A 22,326-nucleotide genomic window follows, 5' to 3' on the forward strand; every position below is an offset into this window, starting at 1 on the left:
AACACTTGCGTACACTGTCGGCATGTCGAAACGTCTGGCCGAGGTGGCCCGCAAGGTCGGGGTGAGTGAGGCGACGGTGAGCCGGGTGCTCAACGACAAGCCCGGTGTCTCGGAGGCCACGCGCCGCGCGGTACTCACCGCGCTCGACGTGCTCGGGTACGAGCGGCCGACCAAGCTCCGCGGGGAGCGCGCGCGCCTGGTGGGCCTGGTGCTGCCGGAGCTGCAGAACCCGATCTTCCCGGCGTTCGCCGAGATCATCGGCGGCGCGCTCGCGCAGAACGGCTACACACCGGTGCTGTGCACGCAGACGGCCGGCGGCATCACGGAGTCCGACTACGTCGACCTGCTCCTGCAGCAGCAGGTGTCGGGCGTCGTGTTCGTCGGCGGCGCCTACGCGCAGCAGGATGCGGACCACACGCACTACGGGCGCCTGGCGGACCTCAACCTGCCGACGGTGCTGGTCAACGCGCCCGTGGACTCGCTGCACTTCGCCACGGTCTCGTGCGACGACACCGTCGCCACGCAGCAGGCGCTGAGCCACCTCCGCTCCCTCGGCCACGAGCGGATCGGGCTGCTGCTCGGGCCGCGCGACCACGTCCCGTCGCAGCGCAAGCTGGAGGCGGCGCGCCGGCTGGCCGACGGATGGGGGACGCCTCTGGACGAGTCCCTCGTCGTGCACTCGCTCTACTCGCTCGAGGCCGGCCAGGCCGCCGCCGCCCGCCTGCTCGCCGCGGGCGTGACGGCGATCCTGTGCGCGAGCGACCCGATGGCGCTCGGGGCGATCCGCGCAGCACGCCGGGCCGGGCTCTCGGTGCCCGGCGATGTGTCGATCGTCGGCTACGACGACTCTGCGCTGATGAACTGCACCGAGCCTCCGCTGACCACCATCCGGCAACCGATCGAGCCCATGGGGCGCACGGTGATCGAACTCCTGCTGCGGCAGATCTCGAGCGATTCGGCCCTGCGGGACGAGTTGCTGTTCGAGCCCGAGCTGGTGGTCCGCGGATCCACCGGCCCGGCCCCGCACATGGCCTGAAACACGCAATCGCACGCAAAAGTGCGCAAACCAATTACGTATTGTTGAGTTCTTGCGTCATTCTGTCGGCTTAGCTACATTTCGGTGAACGACGACGGCGCCGCACGGTCCGTCGGCTCCGACGACCGAAAGGCTGAGCGTGGATCTCTCCGTGATGGACGGCGACAGCACCGCGACCGCGGCGCGCGGCGCGGGCTTCCCGACGCTTCCCGGCGACGATCCCGACTGGTGGCGCAGCGCGGTCATCTACCAGATCTACCCCCGCAGTTTCGCCGACGGGAACGGCGACGGGGTCGGCGACCTCGCCGGCGTCCGCCAGCACCTGCCGTATCTGGCCGATCTCGGGGTCGACGCGCTCTGGTTCACGCCCTGGTACGCGTCGCCGCTCGCCGACGGCGGGTACGACGTCGCGGACTACCGCCGCATCCACCCGGCGTTCGGCGACCTCGCCGAGGCCGAGGCGCTCATCCGGGACGCGCTCGCCCTCGGCATCCGCACCATCGTCGACGTCGTCCCCAACCACGTCTCCGACCGTCACCGGTGGTTCCAGGAGGCTCTCGCGGCGGGACCGGGCTCCCCGGAGCGGGAGCGGTTCTGGTTCCGGCGCGGCCTGGGGCCCGACGGCGACCGGATGCCCACCGGGTGGCGATCGAACTTCTCCGGGGACACGTGGACGCGCACGACGAACCCGGACGGCACGCCCGGCGAGTGGTACCTGCACCTGTTCAGCCCGCAGCAGCCGGACCTCAACTGGAACCACCCGGATGTGCGTCGCGAGCACGAGGACATCCTGCGCTTCTGGTTCGACCGCGGCGTCGCGGGCGTCCGCATCGACTCGGCCGCCCTGCTGGTCAAGGACCCGTCCCTTCCCGAAGTGCCCGAGGAGCCGGCGCCGGGCGCGCATCCCACACAGGACCGCGACGAGCTGCACGACATCTACCGCGCCTGGCGGGCTCTCGCCGACGGCTACCCCGGCGCCCGTGTGCTGGTGGGCGAGCTGTGGCTGCCGGACATCGAGCGGTTCGCGGCGTACCTGCGCCCCGACGAACTGCACACGGCGTTCAACTTCGACTTCCTCGCGCGGCCGTGGGATGCTCGCGAGCTCCGCGCCTCCATCGACGAGACGCTGCGGGCGCACGCTCCCGTGCACGCACCCAGTACGTGGGTGCTGTCGAACCACGACGTCACCCGCGCGGTGACCCGCTACGGCCGCGAGGACTCGTCGTTCGCCTTCGCCACCAAGCGCAAGGGCACGCCCACCGACCCGGAGCTCGGCCGCCGCCGGGCCCGCGCCGCCGCGCTGCTCACGGCGGCGCTGCCCGGATCGCTCTACATCTATCAAGGCGACGAGCTCGGGCTGCCGGAGGTGGAGGACCTGCCGGACGAGTTGCGGGAGGATCCGATGCACGAGCGGTCCGGCGGCATCGACCCCGGGCGCGACGGATGCCGGGTGCCGCTGCCGTGGCGCGGGACCGCCGCACCGTTCGGGTTCAGCCCGGACGGCGCGAGCGCCCCTCCCTGGCTGCCGCAACCGGCGGAGTGGGCCGGGCTCACCGTCCAGGCGCAGCAGAGCGACCCGTCGTCGATGCTCTGGCTCTACCGGCAGGCGCTGCGCATCCGCCGCGCCGAGCCGGGACTCGGCGACGGCTCGCTGCAGTGGCTGGACGCCCCCGACGGCGTGCTCGCCTTCGCGCGTGGGCCGGTCTTCACCAGCGTCACGAACCTCTCCGCCGCGCCGGTGCCGCTGCCGGAGCACCAGGCGATCCTCCTCAGCAGCAGCCCGCTCGTCGGCGGGCTGCTCCCTCCCGACTCCACGGCCTGGCTGCGCACGCACGCCCGGCCCGCGGGGCACCTCACCACCTGAAACGCACCATCCACGCAACACATCGCACTCGAAAGGGTCAAGACAATGAAGTCACCACGCACGATCGCGGCCGTAGCCGCGGTCACCCTCGCCGGAGCGGGTCTCCTGGCGGGATGCTCGTCCGCCGGCGGCGACGCGGCCGACGGCAAGGTCCACATCACCGTCGCCAGCCTCATCCCGGGCAGCGACAAGGCCGCCTTCAAGGCCTTCGACGACCGGGTGAAGGAGTTCGAGAAGGCCAACCCGGACATCGTCATCAAGTCCGAGGAGTACCAGTGGACGGGCCCGACCTTCGCGACGCAGCTCGCGGGCGGCACGCTCCCGGACGTGTTCAACGTCCCCTTCACCGACTCGCAGTCGCTGCTGCAGGCCGGCCAGCTCGCGGACATCACCGCCGAGGTGAAGAAGCTGCCCTACGCCGACAAGTTCAACGAGAACGTGCTGGCGGTCGCCAAGTCCGGCGACAAGATCTACGGCATCCCGTACGGACCGTACGCGATGGGCCTGTCCTACAACCGCGAGATCTTCCAGAAGGCCGGGCTCGACCCGGACAAGCCGCCGACCACCTGGGACGAGGTGCGCGCCGACGCGAAGACGATCGCCGAGAAGGTCCCCGGCGTCGCCGGCTACATGCAGATGACGCAGGGCAACACCGGCGGCTGGGAGCTGACCACCACGGTCTACTCGCGCGGCGGCCGGATGGAGACCACTGACGGCGGGAAGACGAAGGTCACCACGAACAACCCGGTCACCAAGGAGGCGCTGCAGTGGCTGCACGACCTCCGCTGGAAGGACGACTCGGTCGGCAGCAACTTCCTGCTCGACTGGAGCGGCATCAACCAGGCGTTCGGCGCCGGTCAGATCGCGATGTACCCCTCCGGCTCGGACGTGCTCACCTCGCTGGTGCAGCAGAACAACGTCGACCCGAAGAACTACGGCCTGACGATGCTGCCGATCGACAGCGCGAACAGCGACGCCGGAGTGCTCGTCGGCGGCAACGTGGCGGCGGTCAGCCCCAAGTCGTCGCAGGCGCAGAAGGAGGCCGCGGTGAAGTGGATCGACTTCTACTACATGCAGAAGCTGCTCAACAAGGAGCAGGCGATCGCCGACGCCAAGGTGCTGGTGAAGTCGAACCAGCCGGTCGGCGTCCCGACGCTCCCGGTGTTCGACAAGGCCACCTACGACCAGAACATGGAGTGGATCGCGGACGAGGTGAACGTGCCGCAGGAGAACGTGGCGCCGTTCACCGACAAGATCTTCGACGCCTCCCTGGTGCCGGAGCCGAACAAGCACACGCAGGAGCTGTACGGCGCGCTCGACTCGGTCGTCCAGGCCGTGCTGACGGATGAGAAGGCCGACATCGACCAGCTGCTCAGCAAGGTCGACAGCGACATCCAGAAGCTCGTCGACGCCGATAAGTGACGAATACAGACAAGTGACGAACGCAGACAAGTGACGACACACGATCGACAGCTGAGCCGTCCCCGCCGCACGCCCCTCACCTGGGTGCGCGGCGGGGGCCTCAGCTCCCTCCTGTTCCTCCTGCCGATGCTGGTGATCTTCGGGATCTTCTCGTGGTGGCCCATCGTTCGCAGTGTGGTGATGAGCTTCCAGCACACCAACCTCGTCAGCGCGCCGACCTGGGTGGGCTGGGACAACTTCGTGCAGGTGGTGAACGACCCGCTGTTCTGGACCGCGGTCGGCAACACCGCCTGGTTCGCCCTGCTGGCGCTAGTGCTCGGTTACCCGGTGCCGCTGATCGCGGCGGTGCTGATGAGCGAGGTCAAGCGGGCGCGGGGACTGTACAGCGCGCTGGCGTACCTGCCGGTCGTCGTGCCGCCGGTCGTGGCGGTGCTGCTGTGGAAGTTCTTCTACGACGCCCGCCCCGACGGCGTGTTCAACACCATCCTGGGCTGGGTGGGCATCCCGCCGCAGCCGTGGATCCAGTCGGCGGCGCAGGCGATGCCGTCCCTCGTCGTCGAGGCGACCTGGGCGGCGGCCGGCGGGACCATCATCATCTACCTGGCCGCGATCACCGGTGTGGCGCCCGAGCTCTACGACGCGGCGGAGGTGGACGGCGCGGGCATCTGGCACAAGATCTGGCACGTCACCCTGCCCCAGCTGCGCAGCATCCTGCTCATCACGCTCATCCTGCAGATCATCGGCACGGCGCAGGTGTTCCTCGAGCCGTTCCTCTTCACCGGCGGCGGGCCGGTCGACTCGACGGTGACCATCCTGCTGCTGATCTACCGCTACGCGTTCCAGAACTCGCTCGGCGGCGACTACGGCGCGGCGACGGCGCTCAGCCTGATGCTCGCCGCCTTCCTCGCCGTGCTGTCGCTCGTGTACTTCCGCCTCACCAAGTCCTGGAGCCAGAATTGACCACCACGACGTCGCTCCCGCCCGAAGTCCGCACCGTCCTGACGGACGTCATCGAGGACGGTGCGTCGCCCGAGCCTCCGCGGCGCCGGCGCCGCCGTCGACGGGCCGCCGAGTCGGCCGACCGCGGCATCCTCTCGGTGTCGGACCGGCGTAGGGCCGGGGTGCGCTGGACCACGCGCGTGGTCCACGGCGTCCTGCTCGTGGTGCTGGTGATCGTCGGTCTCGGTCCGCTCCTGTGGCTCGCCAAGTCGGCCATCACGCCGACCGAGGACACGCTCCGGACGCCGATGGCCCTGTTCCCGCACGGGGTGGACTGGGCGAACCTGTCGACCGCGTGGTCGACCGTCCACATCGACGTGCAGTTCATGAACACGATCTGGGTCGCTGCCGGCTCGTGGGCCGCGCAGCTGATCGTGGCGACGACCGCCGGCTACGCGCTCAGCGTCCTGCGGCCGGCGTACGGGAAGGTGCTCTACGGGCTCATCCTCACGACGCTGTTCGTGCCGTCGGTGGTGCTGCTCGTGCCGCTCTACCTCACCATCCTGAACCCGCCGCTGCTCGGGCAGTCGCTGATCAACACCTTCTGGGCGGTCTGGCTGCCGGCGGGGGCGAGCGCGTTCAACGTCGTGCTGGTGAAGCGGTTCTTCGACAACCTGCCGCGCGAGGTGTTCGAGGCGGCGCGGACGGACGGCGCAGGCCCGTTCCGCCTGTTCTGGTCGATCGTGCTGCCGATGTCGAAGCCCATCCTCGGCGTCGTGTCGGTGTTCGCGATCATCGCGGCCTGGAAGGACTACCTCTGGCCCCTGCTCGTGCTGCGGGACCCCGGCATGCAGCCGCTGTCGGTGCGGCTGCCCACCCTGCAGGCGGCCATCCAGCTCGACGTCTACCTGGCGGCGCTGGCGATCTCCACGCTCATCCCGATCGCGCTGTTCCTCGTCTTCCAGGGGCTGTTCCTGCGCAGCGCGGGACTCGGAGGCGCCGTCAAGGGCTGACGGCTAGCATCGAGGGATGCGCAGAGCCGGGCGGAGGACGACCGCGATCGTGGCCGCCGCCGTGATGGCGGTGCTCGGCGCGACCCTGGCGGGGTGCGCCTCGGCGGCGCCGGCCGCGCGGCCGAGCACGAGCGGGCACACCGGTACGGCATCCTCGTCGCCCTCCGCCCGAGCCACGGCGACGCCCGCGCCCGACCCCGTCGCCGCCTACGCCCGGCAGCGGCTGGCCAACATGACGCTGCGCCAGAAGGCGGCGAGCCTGTTGATGCTGCACCTGCCCGGTACCGACCCGGCGGCTCTGCGAGGCTTCGTCGACCGCTACGGGCTCGGCGGCATGATCCTGATGGGCGACAACATCCCGGCGACGCCCGCGGCGCTGGCCGCCGAGACGGCGGCCATGGGCGCCTCGGACCCGGGCCTGCCTCCGCTGATCGGCATCGACGAGGAGGGCGGCGACGTCACCCGCCTGCCGTGGGACGACCAGCCCGGCGCGGACGTGCTTCGCGGCCAGGCTCCCACCGCGACCCAGGCCGCGTTCGCCCGCCGGGCGCAGCTGCTGAAGCAGGCGGGCGTCTCGGTGAACTTCGGGACCGTGGCCGACGTCACCGCCGACCCGGCCTCCTTCATCGCGGACCGGGTGCTCGGGACCGACCCCGCGGCGTCCTCCGCCCGGGTCGCCGCGTCGGTGGCGGGGGAGCGCGGTACGGTCCTCAGCACGCTCAAGCACTTCCCGGGTCACGGCGAGAGCGAGGCCGACTCGCACCACGCCATCCCCTCGACCGGCGTCAGCGAGGCCGACTGGGCGGCACGGGATGCGCCGAGCTTCCGCGCCGGGGTGGATGCCGGCGCCGAGCTGGTGATGTTCGGGCACCTCGCCTACACGCAGGTGGATGCGGCCCCCGCATCCCTCTCCGCCGCCTGGCACCGCGTGCTCACCGACCGGCTCGGCTTCCGCGGCGCCTCCATCACCGACGACCTGCGGATGCTGCAGGACTCGGGTCTGCCGCAGTACCAGGACCCGGGTGAGAACGCCGTGCAGGCGATCGCCGCGGGCAACACGATGGTGCTGGATGTGCTGCCGGCCGGTTCCGATCCCGCGGCCTTGGTGGATGCGGTGGTCGCCGCCGTGCAGCAGGGCCGCATCCCCGCCGCCCAGCTCGACGCCGACGTGCTGAAGCTGCTCCGACTGCGGCGGTCGCTCGCGCCGAAAGAGTGACGCGTCAACATTTTTTCCGGAATCGGGAATGAAGCGGGATTCGATGCGCTTGCATGTATTCGACGCAGGGTGGAAAGGCCGCCCGCGCACGACTTCGAGGAGACAACCGTGACCATCGAGATCCCCGGCTACAAGGCAGGCACCTGGACCATCGACCCCGCCCACAGCGAGGTCGGCTTCAGCATCCGTCACCTGATGATCAGCAAGGTCAAGGGCGTGTTCGAGAACTTCGACGCCACCTTCGTGACCGCCGAGAACCCGCTCGAGTCGAAGGTCACCGCCAAGGCCGACGTCGCCTCCATCAACACCAAGGACAAGAACCGCGACGCGCACCTGCGCACCGGTGACTTCTTCCTGGCCGAGGAGCACCCGACCATCGACTTCGTGTCGACCGGCGTGCGCCACGAGGGCGGCGAGTTCCTCGTCGACGGCGACCTCACCATCAAGGGCGTCACCAAGCCCGTCACCTTCGAGTTCGACTTCGGCGGCTTCGGTCAGGACCCGTACGGCAACTACAAGGCCGGCGCGACCGCCAAGACCAAGATCAACCGCGAGGACTTCGGCCTCACCTACAACGCCGCGCTCGAGACCGGCGGCATGCTGCTCGGCGACGAGGTCACCATCACGCTGGAGCTCCAGGCCGTCCTCGCTCAGGCCTGATCGCAGCCGCCTGAGCCTCCGCGCCCCCTCGACGACGCCCCGTCGTCGAGTCCGCACTTTCTGCACGCTGATCGCCCCGCGAGCGTGCAGAAATCGTGGACTCGACGGCGGGGCGTTCGCCGTTCAGTGACCGATCAGCGGGCCGAGGGCGCGGGAGACGACGGAGGGCTGGCGGGTGACCGACTCCTCGAGGTCGGCGGACTCCATCGCGACGAGCCCGGCGTTCGCGCCGGCGAAGCGCAGCGGCTCCGGCTCCCAGCGCGGCGAGCGGTGCCCGACCCACGGCAGCGCGGTCAGCTCGGTACGGGTACCCGTGAGCAGGTCGGCGAGCGTGCGGCCGGCCAGGTTGGTCGTGCTCAGCCCGTCGCCGACGTAGCCGCCGGCCCAGGCCTCGCGTGCCTCGGCGTCGTAGCCGACGCTCGCGTGCCAGTCGCGGGGCACGCCGAGCGGGCCGCCCCAGTGGTGCGTCACCCGGGCGCCCGCCGCATCCGGGAACAGGTCGAACAGGGTGCGGATGAGGTGCTCGCGTACCCGCGGAGACCGGTCGTACTCCGGCCGGATGGCGCTGCCGAGATGGTAGCGCGCGCCGCGTCCGCCGAACGCGAAGCGGTTGTCGGCGGTGCGCTGCCCGTAGACGATGAGGTTCCGGAAGTCGGTGAACGTCTGACCGTGCTCGATTCCGATGCGCTCCCAGGTCGCGTCGGGCAGCGGCTCCGTCGCGATCATCAGCGAGTAGAGCGGCAGGATGCGCCGTCCGATCTGGGGGAGCTGCGAGCCGTATCCCTCGGTCGCGTTCACCACGGTTCCGGCCCGGACGACGCGGTCCGCGCCTCCCGAGCGCACCCGGACGGTCCCGCCCTCCCACGACTGCACCGTGGTGCCCTCGGCGATCGTGGCGCCCCGCCGCTCCACGACCCGGGCGAGGCCCCGCACCAGCTTCGCCGGGTGGATGCGCGCGCACGCGGGCGTGAAGATCGCGGCCACGGCGTCCGCCGCCCGGAACCGGGCGCGCACCGTCTCGGTGCCCCACAGGGACACGTGGTCGACGCCGAAGCGCTCCGACTCCTCGAACTCGGCGCGCGCGGCGGCCACCTGCGGGGCGGACCGCGCGAAGGTCACCGTTCCTCCGCGCGCGTAGTCGATGTCGATGCCCTCGGCCTCGGCGACGCGGCCCACCTCGTCCACGGTCCCGACCATCGCGCGCCGTGTGGCCACAGCGGCGTCGAAGCCGTACCGCTGCTCGAGCTTGGACGCCGACCAGGGGAAGAGGGACGAGCACCAGCCGCCGTTGCGGCCGGAGGCGCCGAACCCGGCGACCTCCTTCTCCAGCAGCACGATCCGGAGCGCCGGGTCGTGCTCCTGCAGGTAGTACGCCGTCCACAGGCCGGTCAGGCCGGCGCCGACGATGGCGACGTCCGCCTCCAGGTCGGCGTCGAGGCCGGGGCGGGGGCGGAAGCCGTCCTCCGCCTCCGCGATGGAGTCGAACCAGAAGCCGACGCTGCGGTAGTCCATTGCGCTCCTCTTCCTTAAGAGACGAGTCCGGGACCGCGTGCGCGATCCCGGACTCGTCCCTCGGGTGGCCTACAGGTGGTTCGACGCCTCGGTGAGCACCGACTCCAGGATCTGGCGGATCTCGACGAACTCGCTCGGCCCGATGGTGAGCGGCGGGGCGAGCTGGACGACGGGGTCGCCGCGGTCGTCGGCGCGGCAGTAGAGGCCCGCGTCGAAGAGGGCCTTCGACAGGAACCCGCGGAGCAGGCGCTCCGACTCGTCGTCGTCGAACGTCTCCTTGGTGTTCTTGTCCTTCACCAGCTCGATGCCGAAGAAGTAGCCGGCGCCGCGCACGTCGCCGACGATCGGCAGGTCGAGCAGCTTCTCGAGCTCGGCGCGGAACAGCGGCGAGTTCTCGCGGACGCGCTCGTTGAGGCGCTCCTCCTCGAAGATGTCCAGGTTGTCGAGCGCCACCGCGGCCGAGACCGGGTGACCGCCGAAGGTGTAGCCGTGGTAGAACGACGTGTTGCCGTGCTTGAAGGGCTCGTAGATCCGGTCGCTGATGATCGTCGCGCCGATGGGGGAGTAGCCGCTGGTCATGCCCTTGGCGCAGGTGATCATGTCCGGCACGTAGCCGTACTCGTCGCACGCGAACATGTGGCCGATGCGGCCGAAGGCGCAGATGACCTCGTCGCTCACCATGAGCACGTCGTACTTGTCGCAGATCTCGCGCACCCGCTGGAAGTAGCCGGGGGGCGGCGGGAAGCATCCGCCGGAGTTCTGCACCGGCTCGAGGAAGATCGCGGCGACGGTCTCCGGACCCTCGAACTGGATCATCTCCTCGATGCGGTTCGCCGCCCAGACGCCGAAGGCCTCGATGTCGTCGCTCGGAGCGCCCATCTCGTCGGCGCGGTAGAAGTTGGTGTTCGGGACGCGGAACCCGCCCGGCGTCAGCGGCTCGAACATCTCCTTCATGGCGGGGATGCCGGTGATCGCCAGCGCGCCCTGCGGGGTGCCGTGGTAGGCGACGGCGCGGGAGAGCACCTTGTGCTTGGTGGGGCGCCCCTGCAGCTTCCAGTAGTACTTGGCCAGCTTGAAGGCGGTCTCGACCGCCTCGCCGCCGCCGGTGGAGAAGAAGACGCGGTTCAGATCGCCCGGAGCGTAGGAGGCCAGCCGGTCGGCCAGCTCGATCGCGTTCGGGTGGGCGTAGGACCAGATGGGGAAGAACGCGAGCTGCTCGGCCTGCTTGGCCGCCGTCTCGGCGAGGCGCTTGCGGCCGTGGCCGGCATTCACGACGAAGAGTCCGGAGAGGCCGTCGATGTACTGCTTGCCGTGGGAGTCCCAGATGTGGTGGCCCTCGCCGCGCGTGATGATCGGGACGCCGTGGCCCTCCTCCATCACCGACTGGCGGGCGAAGTGCATCCAGAGGTGATCGCGCGCTTTGGCCTGCAGCGCCGCCTCCTCGGCCGCGATGGGTTCGCCGAACGTTTCTACGGTTGTCGTCATGGTTATCGCGTTCCCCAGTTGTAGAACTGTTTGTGGAGTTTCAGATACACGAACGTCTCGGTGGAGAGCACGCCCTCCAGCGTCCGGATCTCGGAATTGAGCATCGTGATGAGGTCGAGGTCGTTCTCGCACACCACCTCGGCGAGGATGTCGAACGTGCCCGCGGTCAGCACCACGTAGTCCACGTCCGGCATGGCCGCCAGCTTGTCGGCGACCGCCCGCGTGTCGCCCGTGCAGCGCACGCCGATCATCGCCTGCCGGTAGAAGCCGAGCTGCATCGGGTCCGTCACGGCCACGATCTGCATCACACCCGACTCGGTGAGCTTCTGCACGCGCTGGCGCACAGCCGCCTCGCTGAGACCGACGGCCTTGCCGATCTCCGCGTACGACTTGCGGCCGTCCACCTGCAACTGCTCGATGATCGCCTTCGAGACGTCGTCGATCGTCGCAGCCTTCTGGCCGTTCGTTGCCCGAGGGGTACTCATGGACCGATTCTGTCAGCGGATCAGGCACCTGGCAAGCGATTCCGCACGTATCTGGCCATTCCGGTGACGAAATCAGTAGGCTGCGGGCATGAGCACACCCGAACTGCGGAACTTCGTCGACGGCCGCCACGTGGAGGCGCGCGGCTCGTCCGGCATCCCCCTGATCGACCCCGCGACCGAGGACGTGTACGGGACGGCTCCCGTCTCGACGGCGGAGGATGTGGCCGACGCCTACCGTGCTGCGGAGCGTGCTTTCGGCGTGTGGGGACAGACCACGCCGGCCGAGCGGCAGCTCGCCCTGTTCCGGATCGCCGACGCGATGGAGGCGCGGGCCGAGGAGTTCGCCGACGTCGAGTCCCTGGACACCGGCAAGCCGCGTGCCACGCTCGTCGAGGACGAGATCCTGCTCTCCGTCGACCAGATCCGCTTCTTCGCCGGGGCCGCCCGCAACCTGGAGGGCCGCTCGGCGGGGGAGTACATGCCCGACCACACGTCGTTCATCCGTCGCGAGCCGATCGGCGTCGTCGGCCAGGTGACGCCGTGGAACTACCCGCTGAACATGGCGGTGTGGAAGTTCGCCCCGGCGCTGGCGGCCGGCAACACGACCGTGCTCAAGCCGTCGGACACGACGCCGCTCTCGACCCTGCTGCTGGCGGAGGTCGCCGCCGAGTTCCTCCCGGCGGGCGTGCTGAACGTGGTGCTCGGCGACCGCACGACGGGGGCCGCGATGACCGCGGACCCGGTGCCCCAGCTGATCTCGATCACCGGCTCCGTCCGCGCGGGCATGGAGGTGGCACGCGCCGCCTCCTTCGACCTGAAGCGTGTGCACCTGGAGCTCGGCGGCAAGGCGCCGGTGATCGTCTTCGACGACGCCGACCTCGAGAAGGCGGTGGAGGGCATCGTCGCGGCCGGGTACTTCAACGCCGGTCAGGACTGCACCGCGGCCACCCGGCTGCTGGTGCAGGACGGCATCCACGACGAGTTCGTTGCGGCGCTCGCGCAGTACGCCCGCGACAACGCCCGCACGGGAGCGCCGCGCGAGGCCGGCATCCTCTACGGTCCGCTCAACAACGCCAACCAGCTCGCGCAGGTGGAGGGCTTCGTCGACCGGCTGCCCGACCACGCACGGGTGGAGACCGGCGGCCGCCGTCAGGGCGACCGCGGCTACTTCTGGGAGGCGACGATCGTGTCCGGGCTGCGGCAGGACGACGAGGCGGTTCAGAACGAGATTTTCGGCCCGGTGCAGACGGTGCAGCGGTTCTCCGACGAGCGGGAGGCGCTGGCGAACGCCAACGGCGTGAGCTACGGGCTCGCGTCGTCCGTCTGGACGAAGGACCACGGTCGCGCCATGCGGTTCGCCAAGGGGCTCGACTTCGGCTGCGTGTGGATCAACACGCACATCCCGATCGTGGCCGAGATGCCGCACGGCGGGTTCAAGCACTCCGGCTACGGCAAGGACCTCTCGCAGTACGGCTTCGAGGACTACACCCGCATCAAGCACGTGATGTCGTACATCGGCGAGTGAATCATCCTGTCCTATAGGTATCGAGCCGCCGTCTCCGCTACGCTGCCTCCACACACATCGTCGTGTGGAACAGAAGCGAAAGGCAGTCGATGTCTGCAGAGCACCCGTCCGAGCACCTCGGGGACGGCGAGCACCTCGCCGTCCTCGGATACGAGGACTCCTTCAACCGGTCGATGACCTTCTGGGCGAACTTCGCCCTCGGTTTCACCTATCTGTCGCCCCTGGTCGGCGTGTACTCGCTGTTCGCCGTGGCGATGGCCACCGGCGGGCCGCCCTCCATCTGGTGGATCGTGATCGTCGGCGCCGGGCAGCTCCTGGTGTCCCTCGTCTTCGGCGAGGTGGTCTCGCAGTACCCGATCCACGGCGGCATCTACCCGTGGGCGCGGCGGCTGTGGGGCCGGAGGTACGCCTGGATGGCGGCCTGGATCTACATCTGGGCGATGATCGTGACCATCACCGCGGTCGCCGGATACGGGAGCGGCTTCCTCGCCAGCCTGTTCGGGCTGGAGCCGACCAAGGAGGTCACGCTCGGGCTCACCGTGCTGCTTCTGGTGGTGGCGCTTGCCCTCAACTTCACGGGGACGAAGACGCTGGCGACCGTCGCCCGCATCGGGCTCGCAGCGGAGCTGATCGGCGTGATCGCGGTCGGGCTGTACCTGCTGATCTTCCAGCGCAAGCACCCGTTCTCGGTGTTCTTCGACACCATGGGTGTGCAGGGCGACGGGTCGTACCTTGTGGCGTTCCTCGGCGCGGCCCTGGCCGGCCTGTTCCTGTTCTACGGGTTCGAGGCGTGCGGGGATGTGGCGGAGGAGGTCGCGGACCCGGCGCGTCGCATCCCGAAGGCCATGTCGATGACGATCCTCGTCGGCGGCGTCTCGGCGCTGTTCGCGTTCGGCGGCTATGTGCTCGCCGCTCCCGACCTCGAGAAGATCGTCGCGGGCAAGGACGTGGACCCGATCCCCGAGATCCTGCAGTCGGCGCTCGGCACGGTCGGCGCCAAGATCTTCCTCGTCGTCGCGGTGACCGCGTTCCTGTCCTGCGTGCTGAGCCTGCAGGCGGCGGCGAGCCGGCTGCTGTTCTCGTTCGCCCGCGACGGGATGATCCCGGCGCACCGGTGGCTGGCGAAGGTGTCGCCGCGGACGAAGGTGCCGGTCAACGCGCTGATCGTGGCGTGCAGCATCCCGGTGCTCATCACGCTGATCGTCTACGTCGGTCCCGACGGCCTGATCACGCAGGTGACCGCCTTCGCCGTGCTCGGCATCTACGTGGCGTTCCAGTCGGTCGTGCTGGCGTCGCTGCGGCAGCGGGTGAAGGGGTGGCGTCCCGCCGGGCCGTTCAGTTTGGGCGGCGCCGGTCTGGTCGTCAACATCCTGGCGCTCGCCTACGGCGTGTTCGCGATGGTGCTGCTGGCGTGGCCGACGGCGACGGGCAGCGTGTTCAACGACTGGATCGTGCTCATCGGGCTCGGGATCGTCGCCGGGGCCGGTCTGCTCTACCTGTTCATCGCGCGGCCGGACCGTCACTCGGATGCGCCGGAGGGCGACGCGATCCGCGTCGCCGAGCTGCTGCGCGCGCGGCGCGCGGCGCCCACGGAGCATGCGGCCCCCGCGGCGACCGCTCCCGACGCCGCCGTCTGAGCGCACGATTTGTGCCGAATCGCGGTTCTCGCCTCGGTGAGACCGCGATTTGGCACGAATCTCGTGCGGCGGGTCAGGACTCGCGGCGCGGGATCCCGAGGGGGTTGCCGTCGCGGAGCTCCGGCGGGAGCACCTCCTGGGGCGCGTCCTGGTAGGCGATCGGCGTCAGCCAGCGGCGGATGGCCGTCGCGCCGACCGAGGTGTGCACGCTCGCGGTGGTGGCCGGCCAGCCGCCGCCGTGGTGCTGCGCCCAGCCGATCGCGACGCCGGTCGGCCAGCCGTCGAAGAGCAGACGTCCCGCGATGCCCGACAGGCGCTCGGCGAGCGCGGTGACGTCCTCCCCGGATCCGCGGTGGATCGTCGCGGTGAGCGAGTGCTCCAGGGCGCTCAGGATGCGGTCGAGCTCGTCGTCCGCGTAGCTCACCACCACGGTCACCGGGCCGAAGCACTCGGCGAGGAAGGTCTCGGGATCCGCCAGGAACGCGCCGGCCGGAACCGACACGATGGTGGGCGTCGAGACACCATCGCCACCGCTGCCGCGGGTGACCGTCACCTCCGGTCGCGCGGCCAGCGCCTCGACGCCGTCCGCGAACGCATCGGCCATCCGCGGCGTCAGCTGCCGGCTCGCGGGCGCGTCGCCGAGGGCGGCCCGCGCCGCCTCCTCGACCCCGCCGCCCGCCGGGATGATGACGAGCCCCGGCTTGGTGCAGTACTGGCCGGCGTCGCGGGTGAAGGAGCCGACGAGTCCCGTGCCGATCTCGGCCGCGCGTTCCGCCGCGGCCTGCCGGGTGACGACGACCGGGTTGATGCTGCCCAGTTCGCCGTAGAAGGGGATGGGGTCGGGACGCGACACCGCGAGGTCGAACAGCGCGCGGCCGCCGCGGACGGAGCCGGTGAAGCCGGCGGCGCGGACGCCGGGGTGACGCACCAGCTCGACGCCCGCGTCCATCCCTTCCACCAAGCCGAACCAGCCCGCGGGCAGAACCGCCGCGGCGAGAGCAGCGGTCGCGCGCGAGAGCTCTGGATGCCCGGGGTGCGCCTTCACGATCACGGGACACCCGGCGGCCAGGGCCGACGCGGTGTCGTTGCCGAGCACCGAGAACGCGAACGGGAAGTTGGAGGCCGCGTACACGGCGACCGGGCCGAGCGGGCGCAGGATGCGGCGGAGATCCGGGCGCGGCGGCACGAGCGACGGGTCGGGAGACTCGACGACGGCCTCCAGGTATCCGCCTTCGCGAGCGACGCCCGCGAAGAAGCGGAGCTGCGCCGCCGTGCGGGTCACCTCGCCGTCGAGACGCGCGGTCGAGAGGTGGGTCTCGTCGTGGGCGATGGCGACGAGGTCCGCGCGGTCGGCCTCCAGGGCGTCGGCGAGCGCCTCCAGCCGGTCGGCGCGCTCGTCCCGCGTGGTGCGCGCGATCCCGGAGCGTGAAGCGGCCGCGACCGCGTCATCCACTGCGGTCATCGTCGTCGCAGTCCCGCCGCTCATGCGAACGCCGCCAGCCCGGTGAGCGCCCGGCCGAGCACGAGGGTGTGGATCTCGTCGGTTCCCTCGTAGGTCCGCACCGACTCGAGATTCGCCATGTGCCGCATGACCGGGAACGCGTTCGTGATGCCGTCGCCGCCGAGGATGGTGCGGGCCTCGCGCGCGATCGCGAGCGCCTCGCGCACGCTGTTGAGCTTGCCGACGCTGATCTGCGTCGGCGTGAGATTTCCCGCCTCCTTGAGGCGCCCGAGGTGCAGGGCGAGGAGCACGCCCTTCTCGTACTCGACGAGCATGTTCGCGAGCTTCTCCTGGATGAGCTGGTTGGCGCCGATCGGACGGCCGAACACCTCCCGGCTCGTCGCCCGCGCGATGGACACCTCCAGGCAGTCGCGTGCGGCGCCCATCGCTCCCCAGACGATCCCGTAGCGGGCCTCGTTGAGGCACGCGAACGGCCCGGAGAGCCCGCGCGCCCCGGGCAACTGCGCGGAGCCGGGGATGCGCACCTCATCGAGCACGATGTCGCACTGCACCGACCCGCGCATCGAGAGCTTGCCGTCGATCGCCGTGGCCGTGAAGCCGGGGGTCGACGTCGGGACGAGGAACCCGCGCACGCCGTCGTCGGTCGCGGCCCACACGACGGCGATGTCGGCGAGGGCGGCGAGGCCGATCCACCGCTTGCTGCCCGTGATGACCCAGTCGTCGCCGTCGCGCCGTGCGCGGGTGCGCATGGCCGCCGGGTCGCTGCCGCCGTCGGGCTCGGTGAGGGCGAAGCAGCCGATCTTCTCGCCGCGCGCCATCGGCGGGAGCCACTCGGCCTTCTGCTCGTCGGAGCCGAATTTCGAGATCGCGCTCATCGCAAGCGACCCCTGCACCGAGACGAAGGTGCGCCAGCCGCTGTCGGCCGCCTCCAGCTCGTGGCAGACGAGACCGTAGCTGACCGCGCCCGCTCCCGCGCATCCCTCATCCTTCAGGTGCATGCCGAGCACGCCGAGCGCACCCAGCTCGGCGACCAGCTCGCGGCGGAAGTGCTTGTCCTCGAAGTCCTGCTCGATCACCGGCCGGATGCGGTCGGCGGCGAAGGCGCGCGCGCGGTCGCGCCAGCCCCGCTCCTCGTCGCTGAGCAGATGGTCGATGCTGAACGCCTCGTCGAGCGTCGTCGTCACGGTGGGTCCTCTCGCCGGTGGTCAGTCCTCGTCGGCCCAGCGCGCGTCGTGCGCGCCGAGCAGCGGGGCGGGGGTGCGGTGCACGGCCGGTGCCGTGTCCAGGTGGATGGGCGTCGCCGGCTGCCGGGAGCGGCGGCCGGTGGCGGGGTCCACGGTCTCGACGACCGGGTCGAGGCCGAGCGACGCCGCGAACGCGAACGCCTCGGCCACGCCGTTGACGAGACCCGCCGGGACCCGCTCGCGGGTCAGCGTCGCGACCCAGTCCGCGGCGGGGCGGACGGCGAGCAGCGGTTCGAGCGCCTCGCGCAGCTCCGCGCGGTGGGCGACGCGCGCCTCGTTGGTCGCGAAGCGCGGGTCCGTCGCCAGTGCGGGCCGCCCGAGTGCGGCGGCGAAGGCGGCGAATTGACGATCGTTGCCGACGGCGACGACCAGGTCGCGGTCGGCGGCCCGGAACAGCTCGTAGGGCGCGATGCTGGGATGCGCGTTCCCGAGCCGCTCGGGGGAGCGTCCCGTCGCCAGGGTGCCCGACGCCTGGTTGGTGAGGGCGGCGAGCAGCGAGCCGAGGAGGTCGACGTCGACGCGCGAGCCGCGCCCGGTCGCCTCCCGCTGCCGGAGGGCGAGCAGGATGCCGGAGAACGCGTTCAGGCCGGTGAGCACATCCACCAGGGCGACGCCGACCTTCGTGGGCTCGCCGCCGGGTGATCCCGTGATGCTCATGAGGCCGCCGACCGCCTGGACGAGGAGGTCGTAGCCGGGCAGCGCCGCGCCCGCGTCGCGGCCGAAACCGGTGATCGAGCAGTACACGAGCCGCGGGTTCGCTGCTCGGAGCGTCGCCTCGTCGAGGCCGAAGCGCTCCATGACGCCGGGGCGGAAGTTCTCGACGACGATGTCGGCGGTCTCCGCCAGCCGGCGCGCGGCGGCGAGGCCGTCGGACGTGCCGAGGTCGCAGACGACGGACCGCTTGTTCCGGTTGACCGCGCCGAAGTAGGTGGATTCGCCCGCCTCGTCGGCCGGCGGCCGCCAAGCGCGCGTGTCGTCGCCCGTCGGGCTCTCGATCTTCACCACGTCCGCGCCGAAGTCGGCGAGCATCATCGTGGCGTAGGGCCCGGCCAGGACGCGCGAGAAGTCGGCGACGCGGACACCTGCGAGGACGCCGGCCGGGAGGCCCTCCGGGGTCGGCTCCGCCATCCGCGCTCCTTTGCTCGACGTCGATTCATCCTATACCGGATGAATCGCGCGGGATATCGTGGTCCCGTGACCAGCGAGCCCCGCACCGTGCCGCAGACGACGCGCGCTGTCCCGGGTGCGCGCGACGCCGTCTTCGCTCAGCTCGCGGACGCCGGCCGGGCGGAGCAGGTCGCCCGGCGGCTCGCCGACGCCATCGTGCTCGGCGTCCTCGCGCCGGGGGAGCGGCTGCCCAGCGAGGCGGAGCTCGCCCGTCGCTTCGGCGTCGCCCTGGTGACCACTCGCGAGGGCCTGGGGATGCTGCGCCAGGACGGACTCCTGGAGACTCGTCGCGGACGTGACGGAGGCAGCTTCGTGGTCCGTCCGGGCGACCCGGACGACGCCCTCCTCACCACGCGTCTCCGCGGACTCTCGCAGGTCGAGCTGGGCGACCTCGCGGTGTACGTCACCGCGATCGCCGCGGGCTGCGCCGACCGCGCCGCCGAGCGTGCGACCGCCGAGGACGACGCGCGCCTGCGCGCCTGGCTCGCGGCGGCGGACTTCTCCAAGGCTCCGGAGGCGCGGCGCAGCGCCGGCGGCTTCCTGCTCGAACTCGCCGTGCTCAGCCAGTCCACCCGGCTGGTGCGCGAGCAGCTGCGGCTGCAGGCCGAGTTCGGGCCGCTGCTCTGGCTGGGGATGCGCGACGCGGCCCTGCGGACGGCGACCCGGGATGCGGTGCACGGCGTCGCCGACGCGGTCGCGGCCCGCGACGCCGAGCGCGCCCGTGCGGGTGTGAGCGCCCTCCTCGGTGCCGTCGCCCGGTGGCTGCTCGCCGCGAAGGCGCGGATCGAGACCGGGGGTGCGATCGGTGGCTGAGACGCCGGCGGCGCACGGCGCGGAGGCGGTCGACGCGGCGGCGGTCGACGCGGCGGCGGCTCAGGTCGAGGAGCTGTTCGCACGCATCCACGCGACCCTCGACGGCTGGCGCGAGGCGCTGCCCGGCCCGGGCGACGGGACGGTGGACGAGCGTGTCGCCGCGCTGGTGCTGCCCGCACTCGACGCCGACGACCCGCTGCTCATCGGCGCGGGCTACATCGCCGCGCCGGAGGGGCCGGAGGGCGACCTGCGGTTCGCCTGGTGGCTGGGCGCGCTCGACGACAATCCCGTCTTCGGCGCCACCTCGGGGCCGTCGAAGCTCGATCTCGCGTCCCGTTCGTACTCCGAGTACCTCCGCGACCTCCGCTCGCTGGAGTGGTACCGCATCCCGCAGTCCACCCACCGCACGCACGTCACCGGCCCGTACGTCGACCATCTGTGCGCGTGCGACTACATCGTCACCGTGACCTCGCCGGTGGAGCGTTCGGGCGCGATGATCGGGGTCGTCGGGGTCGACGTGTACGTCAAGCGGCTGGAGCGCGAGCTGCTCCCCGGGATGCTCGCCGCCGGGCGGCCGCTCGCCCTGGTCAACGCGGCGGGGCGCGTCACGGTGTCCACCGACCCCGCGGTCGCGGTCGGGACGGTCGTCGCGGTGCCGGACCGCGCGCGCCACTGCGCCGGGACCCCGTTCCGCCTGGTCGAGCATCCCGTCGCTCGGTGACCGTGCCGGTTCCCGGCTACACTCGCATCGACCACGAGAGGAGCCGACGATGACTGGCGGCTTCATCCGTTACGCCCCGACGGCCGGCCCCTCGCGATGGCTGCTCATCGCCGGGCGCCGCTTCGTCGCCGCCGTCGAGAGCACCGTCTCCGACGAGATCGTCGACGCCGTGTACTGGCTCGCCGACTCGGACCTCGCGACCATCGAGTCCGTGGTGGGTGCGTTCCCGCTGGCCGGACCCGACAGCGTGCGGTCCTTCGCCGTCGCGGAGCTCGCCGAGCCCAACGCGGCGGGCGAGGTGACGGTCACGGCGGTCGTCCGCGGCTCCGCGGCGATCGACGTGTTCTCCGTCGGGGGAGCACGCCGGTTCTCCGCCGGGGGCGTCCAGCCGTGGGTGCTGGCGGAGTTCCGCACCGTGACGGGCCTCGTGCTGCAGGGCGACGACGCGGCGACCGGACCGGTCGCGCGGCTGGCCATCGGCTCGCTGCCGCTCGGCATCGGCATCGCCGACGGCGAGCTCCTCACTTGGACGCTGACGCCGATCGAGCGCGCCGAACGGAGCGCCGCACCGGCCCGGGGCGAGGCAGCCGCCGAGGCGCCGGACGACGCCTCCGCCGGCCCGGCGGCCGAGGAGACGATCATCCGGGACCGCAACCGGAGCTCGAGCCTGTTCGGCCGGGGTGCGGGCGCTGCGGCCGACGACCCGGAGGTCGTGCCCCCTGCCGTCCACCCCGCCGCCCACGAACTGCCCGGTGCGGTCGACATCGAGGAGCCGACCGCCGCACCGGCGCCCGGACCCGCGAGCGCCGCGCCGCGCATCCCGCCGCCGCCCGCTGGGCCGTTGGAGCGCGACACGCCGTCCGCCCCGCTCACCGTCGTGCCCACGGATGAGCTGCCCATCACCGAGCCGGTCGTCGCTCCTCCGCCCCGCGCGACCTTCGCGGTGCGCCTCCCGTCGGGGGACACCATCGCGCTCGACGCCCCGGTCCTGGTGGGACGGCGCCCCACGATGCAGCGGGTGGAATCCGGCGAGACGCCGCGGCTGGCGACGGTCGCATCGCCGACGCAGGAGGTGTCGTCGACGCACGCCCGCATCGAGCAGTCGGGGGACGCCGTCGTGGTGACCGACCTCCGTTCGACGAATGGCACCGTCGTGACCGGTCCCGCGGGCGCCCGCCGGCTGCGGCCGGGGGAGTCGGTGGTCGTGCTCGCAGGAGCGAGGGTCGAGATCGGCGACGGTAATATCATCGAGATCACCGCCCGACGAGACGAAGGACGCGAGTGACCCAGATCGGTCGCAGCAGCAGACGCCACACGGTGGCCGTCCCCGGCGATCCCGACGCGCGCATCAGTCTCTCGTGGGCCGCGCTGAGCGACACGGGATACCGGCGCAGCGTCAACGAGGACAGCCTCCTCGCGCGGTCGCCGATCTTCGCCGTCGCCGACGGGATGGGCGGTCACACCGCGGGCGACTTCGCCAGCACGGCGGTGGTGACGCGCCTCGCCGAGAAGGTGAAGGCGGACTTCGTCGGCGAGGTGACGCTCACCGAGGCCCTGCGCGCGGCCGTGGACGACATGAGCCGCGGGGTCGGGCACACCGACCTCGGCACGGGGACGACGGTGACCGGGATCGCCCTGACCCTGGTCGACGGCTCGCCCTACTGGCTGGTGTTCAACATCGGCGACTCCCGGGTCTACAGCTACCGCGACGGCACGCTGGAGCAGCTGACGGTCGACCACTCGATCGTGCAGGAGCTCCTCGACGCGGGCGCCATCACGCCGGCCGAGGCCGAAGTCCACCCGCACAGCAACGTCATCACCCGCGCGGTCGGCTTCAACGAGGACCCGGTCCCGGACTACTTCCTGCTGCCGATCGTCGCCGGCTCCCGGCTGCTGGTCTGCTCGGACGGCCTGACGAAGGAGCTGACCGAGCACGGCATCCGCTACTTCCTCGGCGAGGGCTCGTCCCCGCTCGACGCGGCGCAGCAGCTGATGGATGCGGCGCTCGGCAACGGCGGGCGCGACAACGTGACCGTGGTGGTGGTGGACGTGCTGGCGACGCCGGAGTCGGGAGCGCACCGCGACGGGGAGTCCCGCAGGCCCGCCCGCAGACACTGAAACTGTC

General features: G+C 71.3%; 19 protein-coding genes. 13 read left to right on the forward strand and 6 right to left on the reverse strand.

Annotation, left to right across the window (positions count from 1 at the left end):
• The first annotated feature begins 22 nt into the window (after positions 1-22).
• From J2W45_RS03535 to J2W45_RS03565, 7 genes are all read left to right on the forward strand, one after another.
• The gene (locus J2W45_RS03535) at positions 23-1,036 is read left to right on the forward strand and encodes a LacI family DNA-binding transcriptional regulator (RefSeq protein WP_310129066.1); all 1,014 of its coding nucleotides are present in this window, start codon (positions 23-25) and stop codon (positions 1,034-1,036) included.
• Between the two features lie 154 nt (positions 1,037-1,190).
• Positions 1,191-2,900, forward strand: a complete 1,710-nt coding sequence (locus tag J2W45_RS03540) for a glycoside hydrolase family 13 protein (protein ID WP_310134892.1) — start codon at positions 1,191-1,193, stop codon at positions 2,898-2,900.
• Between the two features lie 45 nt (positions 2,901-2,945).
• Complete coding sequence (locus tag J2W45_RS03545; protein ID WP_310129067.1) at positions 2,946-4,322, forward strand: ABC transporter substrate-binding protein; 1,377 nt, start codon at positions 2,946-2,948, stop codon at positions 4,320-4,322.
• A gap of 30 nt (positions 4,323-4,352) precedes the next feature.
• Positions 4,353-5,282 (forward strand): carbohydrate ABC transporter permease, encoded by a 930-nt coding sequence (locus tag J2W45_RS03550; protein ID WP_310129069.1) that lies wholly within the window; start codon positions 4,353-4,355, stop codon positions 5,280-5,282.
• The gene (locus J2W45_RS03555) at positions 5,279-6,274 is read left to right on the forward strand and encodes a carbohydrate ABC transporter permease (protein WP_396427058.1); all 996 of its coding nucleotides are present in this window, start codon (positions 5,279-5,281) and stop codon (positions 6,272-6,274) included. The genes J2W45_RS03550 and J2W45_RS03555 overlap by 4 nt, the downstream gene beginning before the upstream one ends.
• A 16-nt stretch (positions 6,275-6,290) precedes the next feature.
• A complete protein-coding gene (locus J2W45_RS03560) occupies positions 6,291-7,490 on the forward strand; it encodes a glycoside hydrolase family 3 N-terminal domain-containing protein (protein WP_310129071.1) in 1,200 nt (399 codons plus the stop codon).
• A 108-nt stretch (positions 7,491-7,598) separates the two neighbouring features.
• On the forward strand, positions 7,599-8,150 hold the full coding sequence (locus tag J2W45_RS03565) for a YceI family protein (RefSeq protein WP_310129072.1): 552 nt from the start codon (positions 7,599-7,601) through the stop codon (positions 8,148-8,150).
• Positions 8,151-8,273: 123 nt separating this feature from the next.
• Here J2W45_RS03565 and J2W45_RS03570 read toward each other — a convergent pair whose 3' ends face one another.
• From J2W45_RS03570 to J2W45_RS03580, 3 genes are all read right to left on the reverse strand, one after another.
• Positions 8,274-9,662: an NAD(P)/FAD-dependent oxidoreductase gene (locus J2W45_RS03570; protein WP_310129073.1), complete on the reverse strand. Its 1,389-nt coding sequence runs from the start codon at positions 9,660-9,662 to the stop codon at positions 8,274-8,276.
• A gap of 69 nt (positions 9,663-9,731) precedes the next feature.
• Positions 9,732-11,147 (reverse strand): aspartate aminotransferase family protein, encoded by a 1,416-nt coding sequence (locus tag J2W45_RS03575; RefSeq protein ID WP_310129074.1) that lies wholly within the window; start codon positions 11,145-11,147, stop codon positions 9,732-9,734.
• Between the two features lie 2 nt (positions 11,148-11,149).
• Positions 11,150-11,632, reverse strand: coding sequence for an Lrp/AsnC family transcriptional regulator (locus J2W45_RS03580; protein WP_310129075.1), 483 nt, complete (start codon positions 11,630-11,632; stop codon positions 11,150-11,152).
• Between the two features lie 88 nt (positions 11,633-11,720).
• Between J2W45_RS03580 and J2W45_RS03585 the strand changes: the two genes are divergently transcribed.
• Positions 11,721-13,157: a gamma-aminobutyraldehyde dehydrogenase gene (locus tag J2W45_RS03585; protein ID WP_310129076.1), complete on the forward strand. Its 1,437-nt coding sequence runs from the start codon at positions 11,721-11,723 to the stop codon at positions 13,155-13,157.
• A gap of 89 nt (positions 13,158-13,246) precedes the next feature.
• Positions 13,247-14,794: an APC family permease gene (locus J2W45_RS03590; protein WP_310129077.1), complete on the forward strand. Its 1,548-nt coding sequence runs from the start codon at positions 13,247-13,249 to the stop codon at positions 14,792-14,794.
• A 73-nt stretch (positions 14,795-14,867) separates the two neighbouring features.
• Here the strand turns inward: J2W45_RS03590 and J2W45_RS03595 are convergent, their stop codons facing one another.
• From J2W45_RS03595 to J2W45_RS03605, 3 genes are read right to left on the reverse strand one after another with little or no spacing between them, the layout of a single operon-like run.
• Positions 14,868-16,280 (reverse strand): aldehyde dehydrogenase (NADP(+)), encoded by a 1,413-nt coding sequence (locus tag J2W45_RS03595; RefSeq protein WP_310129079.1) that lies wholly within the window; start codon positions 16,278-16,280, stop codon positions 14,868-14,870.
• On the reverse strand, positions 16,277-17,440 hold the full coding sequence (locus J2W45_RS03600; protein ID WP_310129080.1) for an acyl-CoA dehydrogenase family protein: 1,164 nt from the start codon (positions 17,438-17,440) through the stop codon (positions 16,277-16,279). Before J2W45_RS03600 ends, J2W45_RS03595 begins: the two co-directional genes overlap by 4 nt.
• Before the next feature lie 21 nt (positions 17,441-17,461).
• Positions 17,462-18,628: a CaiB/BaiF CoA transferase family protein gene (locus J2W45_RS03605; RefSeq protein WP_310129081.1), complete on the reverse strand. Its 1,167-nt coding sequence runs from the start codon at positions 18,626-18,628 to the stop codon at positions 17,462-17,464.
• A gap of 66 nt (positions 18,629-18,694) precedes the next feature.
• Here J2W45_RS03605 and J2W45_RS03610 point away from each other — a divergent pair, with 66 nt between their 5' ends.
• From J2W45_RS03610 to J2W45_RS03625, 4 genes are read left to right on the forward strand one after another with little or no spacing between them, the layout of a single operon-like run.
• On the forward strand, positions 18,695-19,480 hold the full coding sequence (locus tag J2W45_RS03610; protein WP_310129082.1) for a FadR/GntR family transcriptional regulator: 786 nt from the start codon (positions 18,695-18,697) through the stop codon (positions 19,478-19,480).
• Complete coding sequence (locus tag J2W45_RS03615; RefSeq protein WP_310129083.1) at positions 19,473-20,201, forward strand: cache domain-containing protein; 729 nt, start codon at positions 19,473-19,475, stop codon at positions 20,199-20,201. The genes J2W45_RS03610 and J2W45_RS03615 overlap by 8 nt, the downstream gene beginning before the upstream one ends.
• Before the next feature lie 49 nt (positions 20,202-20,250).
• The gene (locus J2W45_RS03620) at positions 20,251-21,486 is read left to right on the forward strand and encodes an FHA domain-containing protein (protein ID WP_310129084.1); all 1,236 of its coding nucleotides are present in this window, start codon (positions 20,251-20,253) and stop codon (positions 21,484-21,486) included.
• Entirely contained in the window at positions 21,483-22,319 is an 837-nt protein-coding gene (locus J2W45_RS03625; protein ID WP_310129085.1) for a PP2C family protein-serine/threonine phosphatase, read from the forward strand. The genes J2W45_RS03620 and J2W45_RS03625 overlap by 4 nt, the downstream gene beginning before the upstream one ends.
• Positions 22,320-22,326 lie beyond the last annotated feature (7 nt).

The organism is Leifsonia shinshuensis (genome assembly GCF_031456835.1).
Lineage (GTDB): Bacteria > Actinomycetota > Actinomycetes > Actinomycetales > Microbacteriaceae > Leifsonia > Leifsonia shinshuensis_C.